Genomic DNA, 13,107 nt, shown 5'->3' on the forward strand with positions numbered 1-13,107 from the left:
CTGGATGTGGAGACCATTTATGGCTCATCATTGAAAGAGGCTGATGCAGTCTATGCTTGTCAGTTTGATGGTCAAGGCGGCATGACATCGATTGATATGAATGGATTAGCCACACCAGCTCAACCTTTCTGGCAACATCTGGATTACCATAATCCCAAGAGTTATCGCTGGATAATGGACACTGATTTGTTACCAGAAACGGTCAAAAAGGGGCTGGCTGGAGAGAGTTTTAGACCGAAAATAGTGCGTACTGGTGATGGTACGATGATCACGCTGCGGACAATTAATAGCAATAAAAGTGAACGTCCCGATCAATTGGTCACATTCCGTATTTACATTAATGCTGAAATTATCGTTTCCAGTCGCCATCGTAAAGTTCATTCACTTGAACAGGTACTGAGTGATTTACAAAATGGTATAGGCGCGAAAACGACCGGGCATTGGTTGGTTGAAATGGCTGATGCAATAACTGATGAAGTGGGTAATTTTATTGAAGATCTTCATGACAACCTTATTGAGCTTGAGAATATGATTCTTGAGCAACGGACGCCAGAGCGAGGTGGATTAGCTTTACTGCGTAAACAATTGATCATTCTTCGTCGTTATATGGCGCCTCAAAGAGATGTATTTGCCCGTCTCGCCAATGAAAAATTACTCTGGATGAGTGATGAAGATCGCCATCGAATGCAGGAAATAGCTGACCGCTTGGGAAGAGAATTGGATGATTTGGATGGTTGTATTGCTCGTACAGCAATTATTTCAGATGAAATTACATCCATGATGGCGGATGCGATGAATCGTCGTACTTATACTATGTCATTACTTGCTATGATTTTTTTACCAACAACATTCCTGACCGGATTATTTGGTGTCAACCTTGGTGGTATTCCTGGCAATGAAAACCATCTAGGCTTTAGTATTTTTTGTTTGCTGTTATTGGGATTGATTATATTTGTTGCTTTGTGGTTAAAAAGAAGTAAATGGCTGTGATAATTAGAGAGTTATTTGGCGAGATGAAACACAACTGCGGGGGAAGTGTTACTAAAATTAGCTCTTAATTTGAGATATATCAATATTCGCCAGACGTCATTGAGGCATGATAACTCTCGCAGGTGAAAACAACGTTAAGCGATGAACGTTGTTCTCCGTAATTGTAGTTTTTCTCACATAAGTCTTTATACAGAATAATTGCCCATTCTTATGCCGATATTAATTTATAATGTCGGCTTTTTTTATTTATCGTTGTTGTAGGAAAATAAATAAAAATCAAGGCAAAAGAGACAAAGAAATTGACGCTCTGAAATATATCCAGAGCGGTATGATTAAGAATATACCCGTCATCTTTCAAGCTGCCTCTTTGTTGGCCGCACTCACTCACCCCAGTCACATAGTTATCTATGCTCCCGGGGATTCGCTCCCTTGCCGTCGCGATGCAACTTGAAATCCATTGGGTATAACTATTTTACTTCAACAACATCCAGCCGTTCTGATTGGTAATCGGGCTGATCTTCTATATCACCGACGAGTTGTATGGGTAATTCTTCGCGGTCAAAAGCGAGATCGCCGCCATCAATAACTTCGCTGTCGTGAGTGATATTTTTAAAATCGAATAAATTAAAATCGCTGAGATGCGATGGAACGACATTTTGTACCGCACGAAACATAGTTTCAATTCTGCCCGGATAACGCTTATCCCATTCCCGTAGCATATCCTTAATAACCTGACGTTGCAGGTTGGGTTGTGAACCACAGAGATTACAAGGAATGATTGGAAATGCTTTGGCGGTTGCATAGCGCTCAATATCTTTCTCACGGCAATAGGCGAGAGGACGAATGACAACATGTTTACCATCATCACTCATCAACTTTGGCGGCATACCTTTTAGTTTGCCGCCGTAAAACATATTGAGAAATAAGGTCTGTAAAATATCATCACGGTGATGGCCTAATGCAATTTTCGTTGCGCCCAACTCAGTGGCTGTGCGATATAAGATCCCACGGCGCAAACGGGAGCAGAGTGAACAGGTTGTTTTACCTTCGGGTATCTTCTCTTTCACTATGCCATAAGTGTTTTCTTCGACAATTTTATATTCCACACCCAGTTCATCCAGATAAGCGGGAAGGATATGCTCAGGAAAACCGGGTTGTTTCTGATCCAGATTAACTGCAACAAGTGAAAAATTAACCGGAGCGCTTTTTTGCAGATTTTGCAGGATAGATAGCAGGGTATAGCTGTCTTTACCACCAGAAAGGCAGACCATAATACGATCGCCTTCCTCAATCATATTGAAATCAGCGATTGCTTGACCGACATCACGGCGTAAACGCTTCTGTAATTTGTTCAGGTTATATTGTTGTTTCTGATCCACCACGGACACTCTGTAGATAATGTTTAAATGGGATTTAGGGGATGGAGTATACCATTTTTATTACCTGACACCTTAAAAGAGTTTGCGATAGATTCCGCTCGTTTTTACCTGTTAATGCTAATCAATTGATAGTTTTTTCTGTTGTCGAAGATGAAGAGCGCGCATACTCTGGATTCTATTGGTAGTCGGTGTCAGAATGGAGATGAAAATCAGATTGCAGTGCTGCAATTTAATCATGGTCTGACTGTTATTTATATTGATCCTCTTAAATAGGTTTAGCATAATGAATAATGTTTTTGAGTTAAGGCTATTATTGTTGATGTAAAAGTAGGGTGTGTTTTATGTATTCGTTAAACACTTGTATAACAAGATAAGTATACTGCTTAAGGTGAACAGTAATATAGAAATAGAAAATAAACAATAATATATAATTATTATTGAAGCAAGTTTTTTAGGTATACTGTTTGCAAACTCATATGCTTCTTCCGGTATGGAATTACCTATATAAGCACGAGATATTATAGTCTTTTTTCTGGTTATTATCTGGTAGAAGAAACAGGATAAATAATAACTACCATAAAAACCAGAGAACGATATTACATATATAATTTGTGGTATAAAAAATCCTTTTTGTGTATATTTTTCTCTGATTTCTGCGAAGGATGCTTTCTTTACCCCATAAAAAAAGAATAAAAATAGTAGCAAAAACAGACTAACTAAAAATAAAGAAATCATGAGAAAGTTAATTGTATTAATTAGGATATTCATGTTATTCACTTACTATTTTATCGATTAAGAAATTTTCCGCTGTGCTTCCGGTAACTCCACCTACTACACTGCCGACAGCCACGCATATCCATTTAGCACGATTAATAATCTTTTTGAATTAAGACTATTATTGTTGCTGTAAAAAATAATGCTCCACCTATATAAGTGGTAATGATACATGTTTTCATCCAATGCGTTAAACTGGAGGGTAGATTTTGAATAAAGTCATAAGATTCTTGGTGCATATATTTACTATCAGGCTGATTTATCTTCATTTTTTTTCCAGTTAACAGCCTGTAGAAGAACATAACGACGTGAATCTGATCACGCATCCTTCCGAAGCGTTGTATCATTATGCCTGTTGGCAAATAAAGTCCTTCTTCTATATATAATTCAATAACTTTGTCCATCTTTTTCTGATTTATTTTGTAAATGGCTATTGATATAAAAAGAATAAGTGTTGAAGAGGTGTAAAGTATAATCAAAATAATAAGGGTGATTATGTTCATATTAAAGTCCTATTGAATTTTCAGTATGATTAAGCGTATTTTTCAAATAGGTATATTGCCATTGATATAATGAAGGATGCAACACTTATATTGATGGTAATGAAACATGTTTTTATCCAGTGAGTTAAATTGGGGGGTAAATTTTGAATAAAATCGTAAGACTCTTTTGGCATATATTTACTATTGGGTTTATTTATTCTTATTCTTTTTCCTGTTAATAATCTATAGAAAAATGCGGCAGTATAAAATTGACCGTGAATACCCATAAAATGCCCTATGTATGCTCCTGATGATAAACAAAACCCTTTTTCCATATATAATTCAATAATTTTATCCATCTTTTTTTGATTTATTTTGTAAATGGCTGATGATATAATGAAAAAACCAATAAAAGAAGCGCAAGAAATAAGTAAAATGATAAAAGTGACTCTATTCATATTAAAACCCCATTGAATATTCAACAATAAATTCGAGGAACAATTCTCCTCCTTTGCTGCCAATATAACCACTGGCAAGACCGCCGCCCGCCATGCAAAGTCCGGCAGTTAAGCCATCAGTTGCAGCCCCAAGAGCAACACATGCTGCGCCTGCGGCAATTCCACCAGCATATGCAAAACCTGCTCCTCCTCCTGTTCTACCAGCAAATTTACTATATTCCTTGATAGCTACTTTTTCACATTTCCCTGTTTGTCCATAATTACAGGCATCAATAACCTGCCCGGTGGTATCAACAAAATCAAGACCAATGGCAACGCGGCCGCCATATTTCATCCATTTAACCATTTTTTCACTTTGCATAATTGTTTGACTATATCCCTTTATTGCGCCAACTCCGACTTTATCCCATTGATGAGCAATGGCTTTAGTTGATAACTTTAGCGCATGCTTTAGATTAGGATGTTGGTCGATTTTCAAAGAGAGTCGGCCAACTTTATTCAATAATCCCTTTAGGTTACCCATAATCAATTGTCTTTCTACATAAAACTCGGGACTGACATATTTTCGGTTTAGCCCATTTAGCCGATATTCTTTTTGATAAAGCTTCTGTAATTTTGACAGATTTTTTTCAATTTGGGAGAAATAAGTATCACCCAGAGATGAAGCGGTACCAACCAAAGTGCCTCCCTGATCCAGCACATAGTGAAACAGACCAAAATGACGATGTAAAAATGCCGCGTATTCATTGGGTAAACTTGAAATGGATCGGTTTACTTCATACTGAGATTGCTTTAATAGCTGTATTATGTGTGGCGGATTATAGGAATCTGGATCTGCAACCAACAGGATTTGTCCCGGTTTCAGGGACCGGTAATTTGCATTTAATGCCATAAAATACCGGGCCGCTTCGCTATTTGAATGGCTGAATAACAGACTTGCTTGAAAACTTAATCCTCCAGGTTGCTGTACGACACAGAAACCGGGTTGAATGTTTCTTTTCATAATACTCTATTTGTTCCTGTGGTAGCTTTTAACATGTTGGCCTGACGTTAGATAACATAACTTAATCAGATAATCGGATTATCTTCAACATATAGCAAACGGGTTTCTAATCTCTACGGAGTGAGAATTTATAGAGGGTTAAGTGATGTATAAATTCAATCTGGTTTTGTCTGTTAATATTGATTAATTTACAGTTTTTTCTTTGATAAAGGATAGTAATATTGATGAAAATTTTTTATTATCTTTGGCCTGACTACGAGCCTGCAATATTTACATTTATATAAGATACTTAACGATTCATTACAATTCTCTTATTGAAATCGAAGGAAAATAACTCAAAATGGGGAATTGAACATAAGGTAAATTAATTAAGGTAAGTTAATTAAGGTATAGTATGGCAAATATGATTTATGTGACGATAAAAGGTGAATCTCAGGGGCTTATTTCTCAAGGGTGTTCAACTTTAGATTCTATTGGTAACCGGTATCAGAATGGATTTGAAAATAAAATTATGGTGTTGCAATTCAATCATGGTTTGACTGTCGCTCAGCATGTCAATTATCAGCCGGTAAACTTTATTAAATTATTAGATAAATCTTCCCCATTGCTAATGATAGCGGCTGTTAACAAGTGAAAAACTGGAACTGATATTCAATGCTTATTGAAACTCTTAAATAGGTTTAGCACGATTAATAATCTTTTTGAATTAAGATTATTATTGTTGATATGAGAGAAAATGCTGCACCTATATAAGTGGTAATGATATATATTTTTATCCAGTGTGTTAAGCTGGAGGGTAGATTTTGAATAAAGTCATAAGATTCTTGGTGCATATATTTGCTATCAGGATGGTTTGTTTTCATTTTTTTTCCAGTTAACAGCCTGTAGAAGAACATAACGACTTGAAACTGATCACGCATCCTTCCGAAGCGTTCTATCGTTATTCCTATTGGTAAATAAAATCCTTCGTCTATATATAATTCAATAATTTTATCCATCTTTTTTTGATTTGTTTTATAAATGGCTATTGATATAATCAAAAGTAAAAGAGATAAGAAAAGACATATTGTCATTATCAAATCCAATATTCTCATAGTTAATTTCCTATAAATAAATCTATAGTAAATTCCGCAGCTTTCTCAAATCCATAGTTACCTATAGCCTTCCTGGCTACGTGTTCTTCTGGAAAAAGTCCTAATTAAAGAACGGCAAGATATATTTGTCATATGTAAGAAATACTATCCCAATAGCGAAAGATAATAAACTGATTAAGAGATAATAACAATAAGAGTAATTATTCTGTTTATATTAATTTCCGAGAAAATATTTAATAGAAGATTTATCCATTGCGTTCTCCATTTTTATTCATAATATGATCTCCAGGTTTTAGTGCGTATTTTAACTGATTTTAGTTGAAAACATAAGAGTATTTATGACATAAAGCCGTTACTGTTGATATAAAGAAGAATATAAAACTTATATTAATGGTGATGAAATATGTTTTTATCCAATGAGTTAAACTGGAAGGTAAATTTTGAATGAAATCATAAGATTCTTGATACATGTATTTACTGTCAGGTCTATTTATCCTTATTCTTTTTCCCGTTAATAACATGTAGAAAAATGTAGCAATTTGAAACTGACCATAAACACCGATAAAACGGCCAATGTTCACACCTGTTGATAACAAAAGCCCTTTTCCTATATATAATTCAATAATTTTATCCATCTTTTTCTGATTTATTTTATAAATAGTTATTGATATAGCAAGAGAAAGAAGAAAAGAAGAAAAAGAAACAAGTAAAATGATAAAGGTGATTATATTCATATTGACACCCCATGAATATCCATATAGTTAAGCGTATTTTTCAAATAGGTATATTGCCATTGATATAGATAAGGATACAAGGCTTATATTGATAGTGATGAAATATATTTTTATCCAGTGGGTCAAATTGGAGGGTAAGTTTTGAATGAAATCATAAGATTCTTGGGGCATATATTTACTACCAGGCTCATTTATCCTTATTCTTTTCCCTGTTAATAACTTATAGAAAAATACGGCAGGATGAATCTGACCATGAATACCCATAGAATGACCAATGTATGCTGCTGTTGATAAGCAAAACCCTTTTTCCATATATAATTCAATAATTTCATCCATCTTTTTTTGATTTATTTTGTAAATGGCTATCGATATAATGAGAAAAAGGTTGAAAGAGATAAAAAAAATAACCAAGATGATGAAAGTGATTCTATTCATATTAAAGTCCCATTGAAGATTCAACAATAAATTCGAGGAGCAATTCTCCTCCTTTGCTACCAATATAACCACCGGCAAGGCCGCCACCCGCCATGCAAATTCCAGCAACTAGTCCCCCAGATGTAGCACCAAGAGCAACACATGCTGCGTCTGCGGTAATTCCACCAATATATGCAAGACCTGCTCCTACTCCTGTCCTGCCAGCAAATTTACTATATTCCTTGATAGCTACTTTTTCACATTTCCCTGTTTGCCCATAATTACAGGCATCAATAACTTGCCCGGTGGTATCAGTAAAATCTAAGCCGATTGCAACCCAGCCACCATATTTCATCCATTTAACCATTTTTTCACTTTGTATAATTGTTTGACTATATCCCTTTATTGCGCCAACTCCGACTTTATCCCATTGATGAGCAATGGCTTTAGTTGATAACTTTAGCGCATGCTTTAGATTAGGATGTTGGTCGATTTTCAAAGAGAGTCGGCCAACTTTATTCAATAATCTCTTTAGGTTACCCATAATCAGTTGTCTTTCTACATAAAACTCGGGACTGACATATTTTCGGTTTAGCCCATTTAGCCGATATTCTTTTTGATAAAGCTTCTGTAATTTTGACAGATTTTTTTTAATTTGGGAGAAATAAGAGTTACCCAGAGATGAAGAGGTACCAACCAAAGTTCCTCCCTGATCCAGCACATAGTGAAACAGACCAAAATGACGATGCAAAAGTGCCGCGTATTCATTAGGTAAAGCTGAAATGGATCGGTTTACTTCATACTGAGATTGCTTTAATAGCTGTATTATGTGTGGCGGATTATAGGAATCTGGATCTGCAACCAGCAGGATTTGTCCCGGTTTCAGGAATCGGTAATTTGAATTTAATGCCATAAAATACCGGGCCGCTTCGCTATTTGAATGGCTGAATAACAGACTTGCTTGAAAACTCAATCCTCCAGATTGCTGTACGACACAGAAACCGGGTTGAATGTTTTTTTTCATAATACTCTATTTGTTCCTGTGGTAGCTTTTAACATGTTGGCCTGACGTTAGATGACATAACTTAATCAGATAATCGGATTATCTTCAACATATAGCAAACGGGTTTCTAATCTCTACGGAGTGAGAATTTATAGAGGGTTAAGTGATGTATAAATTCAATCTGGTTTTGTCTGTTAATATTGATTAATTTACGTTTTTTTCTTTACTAAAGGATAGCAATAGTGATGAAAATTTTTTATTATCTTTGGTCTGACTACGAGCCTTCAATATTTACATTTATATAAGATACTTAACGATTCATTACAATTCTCTTATTGAAATCGAAGAAAAATAACTCAAAATGTGGAGTGGAACATAAGGTAAATTAATTAAGGTAAGTTAATTAAGGTGTAATAAGGTAAGTTAATTAAGGTGTAATATGGCAAATATGATTTATGTGACGATAAAAGGCGAAAACCAAGGGCTTATTTCTCAAGGGTGTTCAACTTTAGATTCTATTGGTAACCGATATCAGAGTGGATTTGAAAATAAAATTATGGTGTTGCAATTCAATCATGGTTTGACTGTCGCTCAGCATGTCAATTATCAGCCGGTAAACTTTATTAAATTATTAGATAAATCTTCCCCATTGCTAATGATAGCGGCTGCTAACCGTGAAAAACTGGAATTGACATTTGATATTTATCGGACCTCTTCAATAGGTTCACAAGAACTTTTTTATTCCATCTTGCTCACTGGCGCAAGAATTTGTGATTTAAATGTTAATTATCCGCATGTTATTAATGATAATAATGGTCAGCCGGAGGAGGTTGTTTCGGTTCAGTATGCTAATATTACTTTTCGACATCATATGGCGGGAACATCAGGATATCTTATTTGGGATGAGATGGTTTATTGATAAATACAGTTTATACGCTTATATTTTGGTTAGAATATAAGAGTGTTTTTCAAATTTAAATACATTACCATTGGTATGAAAAAGAATGTCCCACTTGTATTAATGGTAATGAAATATGTTTTTATTCAATGAATTAAATTAAAAGATAAATCTTGAATAAAACTGTAAGGTTATTGGTGTATGTATTTATTATCAGGTCCATTTATTCTCATTTTTTCCTATTAATAGCATGTATATAATCTAATTATTTTATTGATATTATGCTGGTTTATCTTGTAAATATCTACTGATATAATGAAAAGATCAATAAAAGAAATATAATATACTCTATTTTCTTCTTGCTTCCGTAGTCGTGTTTAACATGTTGATTCAACGTTAGACAACATAACTTCCTGATAGTTTCGTGCTCTTGATGGCTTAATCAGATGTTAGGATTATTTTTAACTTATAAGTATACTGGTTGCTAATTTTACAATACATATTTTACTTAAATAATCTTAAAGGTTATCGTGTGAATGATTCTGATCTGAATCTCAAAGTTGGAACCTATGATTAGCATTTTTTCATATTTATTGTAGAATATCTGCAACGATTTTCCTGTCTGTGCGGTACTTCTGCGAACAGGGAGTAAATAAGGTTTGAATTGGATTTAAGGAACGAAATATATCAATTTTGTTACGTTACACCTTAAAGCGTTTGTGATAGATTCAATCCGTTTTTGTCTATTAACGTTGGTCGATTTATTTTTTCTACTATAGAGAGTAAGGATATGAATGGATTTGCATATTTAGCAATGGCAATTGTTGCTGAGGTTATCGCAACGGCTTCATTAAAAGCCTCTGATGGGTTTAGTAAACTATTCCCTTCTATATTGGTCATTGTTGGATACGGCATCGCTTTTTGGGGGTTATCTCAGGTAGTTAAAGTGGTGCCATTAGGGATTGCTTACGCCATATGGTCTGGCTTGGGTATTGTGTTGGTTTCTGTTGCCGCGATATTTTTATATCAGCAGAAGCTGGATTGGGCGGCTATTTTAGGTATGGCTCTTATTGTTGCCGGTGTAATGGTAATAAACCTGCTTTCTAATAGCAGTGCACATTAATTAACAATTAACGGCGCTTCTGTTTTCCCTGAATCGTTTTCTGGAGAAGAGATATGTTAAACGTTAGTCATAATAAAGGATTCCAGACAGTCTTATTAGGAGTACTTTTTAGTATTGCTGTATTAGCGGGTTGTAGTAGCCAGGCAGGGAAAACATCTATCCAATATCAGGCAATACAATATTCTCAACCGGAAGTTGCTCTTAGGGATAATGCCAGAGCAATCTGTTCTTATGCAGGTGGTATGCCTGCATTAGCAATACAATTAAATGGCGCGCAAATACCTGTTTGCCAGTTGGCAAATGGTAAGCGTTGTGATGAAAGGGCGCTATTGCAAGGTTCCTGTGCATCAATTTGAGGTAGAAATTAAGTAACTGATATGAGCAGGAACATGCCGTTCGGATATCCGGTTATAGGCAGCCTTAGGCATGATTCTGCGACTATATTTGATTCATCAGACAATCATTTTTAGCTGTCTGAGTTGGTCGTTATTTACGGATAAAAAATTGGCTGATTAGTACTAATACCGCAGCAACCAGGTAAGCGGCAAAAATACCGACTAACCATTGCGGCATCTCTAATGTCAGGAATTGCCATTGTCTTACTGAACAATCGCCTGTAGCTTCAAATACAGAGGGAAGCCATTGATTTAACGCCAACCATGAAGGGAAGTTTACGAAGAAATCACAGGTATTAAATGGAGAAGGGTGCAACTGCATCATAGTATGTTCCCATGCGAGTTGTAGGCCACTCCAGGCGCTGTAGATCCACAAAATAATAGCCAGCCAGCGTAACGGCGTTTTTGGTGCGATCATACCCAATACTCCGGCGCTCAACACACCAAACAGCGCCACTCGCTCATAAATACACATCACGCAGGGTTGTAATTTCATCACATGTTGAAAGTATAATGCCGAGCCTTCCAGTATCAGGGCAGTCAAGGTCATTAACAGCCATGCGCTTCGTCCTTGAGAACAGTGGTTTAAAAATCGCATCATTTCCGTTTTTCCATACAGATTAAGATAAATAATTGAACGCCTATTTTGCCGACTTACAGGTAACAAAAAAAGCCAATTAAGGTCAATCTGGCTTTTTCGGGGAAAAAATAAAACCGTATTGTGTGTAGTCGATACGCAATACGGTTTTGATTATGCTATGAAATAAATTTTTGCCGGTTATGGCAAAGTAATTAAGCCCCAATCAACCATCATGTCAGTGACTGGAATTAGCAGAAATTCCACACACAGCAAACCGACCAAAGTCATGACAATGGTATAAGGTAATGCCATTATCACCATGCGGCCATAAGATAACCGGATTAATGGCGATAATGCCGAAGTCAACAGGAACAGAAATGCTGCTTGTCCATTAGGTGTGGCAACGGAAGGCAAGTTAGTGCCGGTATTAATCGCAACAGCCAGATATTCAAATTGTTTATGTGAAATTAGCCCCTCTTGCAGAGCTGCTCTCGCTTCATTGATATAAACCGTACCAACAAACACGTTATCTGAGACTGATGAGAGCAGGCCATTGAATAGATAGAATAGGGAAAGTTGAGAAGTTTCAGAAACCTGTAATACGAACTGAATAAATGGCGTAAACAGTTGCTGGTCAACGATGACTGCAACGATAGAAAAGAATACTGTTAGTAATGCCGTGAATGGTAGCGCCTCTTCAAATGCTTTACCTAATGCATGTTCTTCGGTAATACCACAGAATGATGTGGTTAGAATGATGACTGAAAGGCCGATCAGACCAACTTCTGCCAGATGAAATGCCAGCGCAATAATGAGCCATATACCTATTAGCGCTTGAGCAATAAGCTGCGTTTTTTCTTTCCGTGTTCGTTTTGCGCTAGTTTTTTTATCGTAATTTTCCAATACCTGTCGGACACGTTCTGGCAATTCTGCACCGTAACCGAACAGCTTAAAGTGTTCGACCAAAAAACAGACTAACAGCCCGCAGATAAAGACAGGTAGGGTAACCGGAGCCATGCGAATAAAGAAGGTAACAAAATCCCAATTAACGTTTTTGGCGATAATCAGATTTTGTGGTTCTCCTACCATCGTCATCACACCACCGAGGGCAGTACCTAAACCTGCATGCATCATCAGACTACGCAAAAAAGCACGAAACTGTTCAAGCGTTTGTTTCCTTTTTTCTGCCTCAATGTGATCGCCATGTTTAGAGTTAAGTTGATCATGCTGATCAGTAATAAAGTTGTTGTAGATAGAATAGAAGCCAAGGGAAACACTAATAACCACCGCGATAACGGTCAGGGCATCGAGAAATGCTGATAGAAATGCGCTAGCCAGGCAGAATGCTAAGGCAAGCATGCGCTTAGATTTTATGGAGAGCAGGAGTTTAGTGAAAGCAAATAATAGTAATTGCTTCATAAAGTAAATTCCTGCAACCATAAATATCAGCAACAGTATAACCTCTAGATTATTAGCAATTTCATGACTGACTTGTTGCGGCGAGGTCATGCCGATAATGACCGCTTCAATGGCTAGCAGGCCGCCCGGTTGTAACGGGTAACATTTAAGCGCCATTGCTAAAGTAAAAATAAATTCGATAACTAGCAACCAGCCTGCGACAAATGGGTTAATGAAGAAGAATATCAGTGGGTTGGTGATGAGAAAAATGATGATAGCTAGTTTATACCAATCTGGCGAGTTGCCGAGAAAGTTTTTTACCGTTGTTTTTAGGATACTGGTTTCCATTGCAATTAAAGTTCCTCTAAAATTCGTAAGATTG

The 13,107-nt window shown here is 36.3% G+C and carries 15 protein-coding genes; 5 read left to right on the top strand and 10 right to left on the bottom strand.

What is annotated here, in order from left to right; all coding sequences use genetic code 11:
• Nucleotides 1-6: 6 nt before the first annotated feature.
• Nucleotides 7-990, top strand: coding sequence for a zinc transporter ZntB (zntB, locus tag OO184_RS00550; protein ID WP_265377530.1), 984 nt, complete (start codon nt 7-9; stop codon nt 988-990).
• 467 nt (nt 991-1,457) lie between these two features.
• On the opposite strand, the gene ttcA is transcribed toward zntB, so the two are convergent.
• From ttcA to OO184_RS00570, 4 genes are all read right to left on the bottom strand, one after another.
• Nucleotides 1,458-2,387 carry a tRNA 2-thiocytidine(32) synthetase TtcA gene (ttcA, locus tag OO184_RS00555; RefSeq protein WP_265377652.1) on the bottom strand — a complete coding sequence of 310 codons (930 nt, stop codon included), beginning with the start codon at nt 2,385-2,387 and terminating at the stop codon, nt 1,458-1,460.
• Nucleotides 2,388-3,238: 851 nt separating this feature from the next.
• Nucleotides 3,239-3,646, bottom strand: a complete 408-nt coding sequence (locus tag OO184_RS00560) for a hypothetical protein (RefSeq protein WP_265377531.1) — start codon at nt 3,644-3,646, stop codon at nt 3,239-3,241.
• 29 nt (nt 3,647-3,675) lie between these two features.
• Nucleotides 3,676-4,083, bottom strand: coding sequence for a hypothetical protein (locus OO184_RS00565; protein WP_265377532.1), 408 nt, complete (start codon nt 4,081-4,083; stop codon nt 3,676-3,678).
• 1 nt (nt 4,084) lies between these two features.
• Complete coding sequence (locus tag OO184_RS00570; RefSeq protein WP_265377533.1) at nt 4,085-5,086, bottom strand: hypothetical protein; 1,002 nt, start codon at nt 5,084-5,086, stop codon at nt 4,085-4,087.
• A gap of 394 nt (nt 5,087-5,480) precedes the next feature.
• On the opposite strand from OO184_RS00570, the gene tssD reads away from it, so the two are divergent.
• Complete coding sequence (tssD, locus tag OO184_RS00575) at nt 5,481-5,720, top strand: type VI secretion system tube protein TssD (protein ID WP_312023670.1); 240 nt, start codon at nt 5,481-5,483, stop codon at nt 5,718-5,720.
• Nucleotides 5,721-5,775: 55 nt separating this feature from the next.
• On the opposite strand, the gene OO184_RS00580 is transcribed toward tssD, so the two are convergent.
• The 4 genes from OO184_RS00580 to OO184_RS00595 all read right to left on the bottom strand — a co-directional run bounded on the left by OO184_RS00580 (nt 5,776) and on the right by OO184_RS00595 (nt 8,352).
• Complete coding sequence (locus tag OO184_RS00580) at nt 5,776-6,159, bottom strand: hypothetical protein (protein ID WP_265377534.1); 384 nt, start codon at nt 6,157-6,159, stop codon at nt 5,776-5,778.
• Between the two features lie 335 nt (nt 6,160-6,494).
• The gene (locus OO184_RS00585; RefSeq protein WP_265377535.1) at nt 6,495-6,914 is read right to left on the bottom strand and encodes a hypothetical protein; all 420 of its coding nucleotides are present in this window, start codon (nt 6,912-6,914) and stop codon (nt 6,495-6,497) included.
• Between the two features lie 27 nt (nt 6,915-6,941).
• Nucleotides 6,942-7,349 (bottom strand): hypothetical protein, encoded by a 408-nt coding sequence (locus OO184_RS00590; RefSeq protein ID WP_139657299.1) that lies wholly within the window; start codon nt 7,347-7,349, stop codon nt 6,942-6,944.
• Between the two features lies 1 nt (nt 7,350).
• Nucleotides 7,351-8,352, bottom strand: a complete 1,002-nt coding sequence (locus OO184_RS00595; RefSeq protein WP_265377536.1) for a hypothetical protein — start codon at nt 8,350-8,352, stop codon at nt 7,351-7,353.
• 418 nt (nt 8,353-8,770) lie between these two features.
• On the opposite strand from OO184_RS00595, the gene OO184_RS00600 reads away from it, so the two are divergent.
• The 3 genes from OO184_RS00600 to OO184_RS00610 all read left to right on the top strand — a co-directional run bounded on the left by OO184_RS00600 (nt 8,771) and on the right by OO184_RS00610 (nt 10,708).
• A complete protein-coding gene (locus OO184_RS00600) occupies nt 8,771-9,250 on the top strand; it encodes an Hcp family type VI secretion system effector (protein WP_265377537.1) in 480 nt (159 codons plus the stop codon).
• Between the two features lie 769 nt (nt 9,251-10,019).
• Complete coding sequence (locus OO184_RS00605) at nt 10,020-10,352, top strand: DMT family transporter (protein ID WP_214054479.1); 333 nt, start codon at nt 10,020-10,022, stop codon at nt 10,350-10,352.
• 53 nt (nt 10,353-10,405) lie between these two features.
• Nucleotides 10,406-10,708 (top strand): putative hemolysin, encoded by a 303-nt coding sequence (locus OO184_RS00610; protein ID WP_265377538.1) that lies wholly within the window; start codon nt 10,406-10,408, stop codon nt 10,706-10,708.
• A gap of 130 nt (nt 10,709-10,838) precedes the next feature.
• Here OO184_RS00610 and dsbB read toward each other — a convergent pair whose 3' ends face one another.
• Together dsbB and nhaB are read right to left on the bottom strand one after the other, a co-directional pair.
• Complete coding sequence (gene dsbB, locus OO184_RS00615; RefSeq protein ID WP_265377539.1) at nt 10,839-11,348, bottom strand: disulfide bond formation protein DsbB; 510 nt, start codon at nt 11,346-11,348, stop codon at nt 10,839-10,841.
• 177 nt (nt 11,349-11,525) lie between these two features.
• Entirely contained in the window at nt 11,526-13,073 is a 1,548-nt protein-coding gene (gene nhaB, locus OO184_RS00620; protein ID WP_265377540.1) for a sodium/proton antiporter NhaB, read from the bottom strand.
• Nucleotides 13,074-13,107 lie beyond the last annotated feature (34 nt).

Source organism: Photorhabdus aballayi (assembly GCF_026153155.1).
Lineage (GTDB): Bacteria > Pseudomonadota > Gammaproteobacteria > Enterobacterales > Enterobacteriaceae > Photorhabdus > Photorhabdus luminescens.

Bases quoted from the DNA above. Each gene is read 5' to 3' on its own strand.
- OO184_RS00560 (WP_265377531.1), bottom strand. From the start codon at position 3,646: ATGAACATAATCACCCTTATTATTTTGATTATACTTTACACCTCTTCA.
- OO184_RS00565 (WP_265377532.1), bottom strand. From the start codon at position 4,083: ATGAATAGAGTCACTTTTATCATTTTACTTATTTCTTGCGCTTCTTTT.
- OO184_RS00570 (WP_265377533.1), bottom strand. From the start codon at position 5,086: ATGAAAAGAAACATTCAACCCGGTTTCTGTGTCGTACAGCAACCTGGA.
- tssD (WP_312023670.1), top strand. From the start codon at position 5,481: ATGGCAAATATGATTTATGTGACGATAAAAGGTGAATCTCAGGGGCTT.
- OO184_RS00580 (WP_265377534.1), bottom strand. From the start codon at position 6,159: ATGACAATATGTCTTTTCTTATCTCTTTTACTTTTGATTATATCAATA.
- OO184_RS00585 (WP_265377535.1), bottom strand. From the start codon at position 6,914: ATGAATATAATCACCTTTATCATTTTACTTGTTTCTTTTTCTTCTTTT.
- OO184_RS00590 (WP_139657299.1), bottom strand. From the start codon at position 7,349: ATGAATAGAATCACTTTCATCATCTTGGTTATTTTTTTTATCTCTTTC.
- OO184_RS00595 (WP_265377536.1), bottom strand. From the start codon at position 8,352: ATGAAAAAAAACATTCAACCCGGTTTCTGTGTCGTACAGCAATCTGGA.
- OO184_RS00600 (WP_265377537.1), top strand. From the start codon at position 8,771: ATGGCAAATATGATTTATGTGACGATAAAAGGCGAAAACCAAGGGCTT.
- OO184_RS00605 (WP_214054479.1), top strand. From the start codon at position 10,020: ATGAATGGATTTGCATATTTAGCAATGGCAATTGTTGCTGAGGTTATC.
- OO184_RS00610 (WP_265377538.1), top strand. From the start codon at position 10,406: ATGTTAAACGTTAGTCATAATAAAGGATTCCAGACAGTCTTATTAGGA.
- dsbB (WP_265377539.1), bottom strand. From the start codon at position 11,348: ATGATGCGATTTTTAAACCACTGTTCTCAAGGACGAAGCGCATGGCTG.
- nhaB (WP_265377540.1), bottom strand. From the start codon at position 13,073: ATGGAAACCAGTATCCTAAAAACAACGGTAAAAAACTTTCTCGGCAAC.